Below are 1,704 nucleotides of genomic sequence, written 5' to 3' on the forward strand. Positions count from 1 at the left end.
AGGTGGTGAGGTGGTGCGCCAACCGGTTCGCCGCTTCGTTGAGCTCCCGGTAGGTGGTGCGGTCCTGCTCGTGGATGACGGCGGTGTGCTCGGGGCGGGTACGGGCCTGATGTTCGAAGAGGGTGTTCAGCGTCCCGTCACCGATCGGCACCGCGGTGTCGTTCCACGCCCCGACAACCAACCCCCGCTCCACACCGCCCAGGACCTCGATCGCGCTCAGTGCGGTGCCCGGCTGCCGCAGCGCGTGGTCCAGCACGCGGTGCAACGTCGCGACCATGCGTTCCGCGGTGGCGGCGTCGAACAGGTCCCGGTTGTAGAGCAGCGCCCCGGTCAGTCCGCTCGCCGGCTCGCCCCGCAGCAGGAACTCCAGGTCGAACTTGGCGCCCCCGGTGTCCACCACCGAGGCCGGCGCCGGCTCCGAACCCGCCAGGCGGATCGTCGGCTGCGGCCCGCCCTCCAACGCGAGGCAGACCTGGAACAGCGGGTGCCGCGCGGGTGAGCGGCGGGGCGCCACCGCCTCCAGCACCTGGTCGAACGGGGCCTCCTGGTGCGCGAACGCGTCGAGGTCGGCCGCCCGCACCCGTCGCAGCAGCTCTCGGAAGGCCGGGTCGCCGGAGGTGTCGGTCCGCAGCACCACGGTGTTGACGAAGAAGCCGACCAGCGGCGCCAGTTCGGCGGTCGAGCGGCCGGCGACGGGCACACCGAGCGGGATGTCCTCGCCGGCCCCGAGCCGGGTGAGCGCCGTCGCCAGCGCCGCCTGCACCACCATGAACGGTGTGGAGCGCTCCGCCCGGGCCAGCCGCTCGATCCGCGCGTACAACTCCGGACCGAACTCCACCGGCACGGTGGCGCCGCGGTTGCCGGCGACCGAGGGGCGCGGCCGGTCCAGGACGAGCGGCAGTTCCTCGGGCAGCTCGGCCAGCGCCTGCCGCCAGTGGGCGAGGTGCCGCCCGAGGGAGCTGTCCGGGTCGGTCGGGTCGCCCAGTTGCTTCCGCTCCCGGAGGGCGTGGTCGGCGTAGTGCACGGGGAGCGGCGGCCAGGGCGGTCGTCCGCCCGTCGCCCGCGCCGCGTACGCGGAGGCGAGGTCGTCGAAGAGCGGCCCGAGCGACTGACCGTCGGTGGCGATGTGGTGCAGCAGCACCAGCAGCGTGGCGCTGCCGTCGCCGGTGTCGAACAGTGTGACCCGCAGCTGGGGTTCGGCCGCGAGGTCGAAGGCGTGGCGGGCGGCGTCGGCCAGCTCCACCGGCAGCTTCTCCGCGGTGGTCCGGCGGTGCTCGACGAACGGCTCGCGCTCCCCCGCGGGCAGCACCCGCTGCACGGGTTCCCCCTCGTGGGTGGCGTACACCGTCCGGAGCGGTTCGTGGCGCGCCACCACGTCGGCGACGGCCGCCCGCAGCAGCTCCGGATCCGGCAGCGCGTCCAGCCGGGCCGTCATCGGCACGTTGTAGGCGGTGCCCAGCTCCTCCATCGACGCCAGCAGCCACAGCCGCCGCTGGGCGAACGACAGCGGCAGCCGCTCGGGGCGGCGGGTGCCGGCCGTGCTCCCCGCTCCCGCGCCGGCGCCTGTGGCGTTCTGCCGGTGCGGGGTGGTGTGGGTGAGGTGGTGGGCGAGGCCGGCGGGGGTGGGGTTGAGGAAGATGTCGCGGATGGTGAGGTGGGTGCCGGTGTGGTGGTGGATGTGGTTGGTGAGGCGGGCGGCGAGGA

Annotated in this window: 1 protein-coding gene; it reads right to left on the minus strand. The window is 74.5% G+C overall.

Features of this window, described 5'->3' with window-relative positions; translation table 11 throughout:
* Positions 1-1,704: condensation domain-containing protein (locus HCJ92_RS23925; RefSeq protein WP_245241218.1), on the minus strand; the 1,704-nt coding region annotated here is incomplete at both ends.

Source organism: Streptomyces spiramenti (genome assembly GCF_012034385.1).
Classification (GTDB): domain Bacteria; phylum Actinomycetota; class Actinomycetes; order Streptomycetales; family Streptomycetaceae; genus Streptomyces; species Streptomyces spiramenti.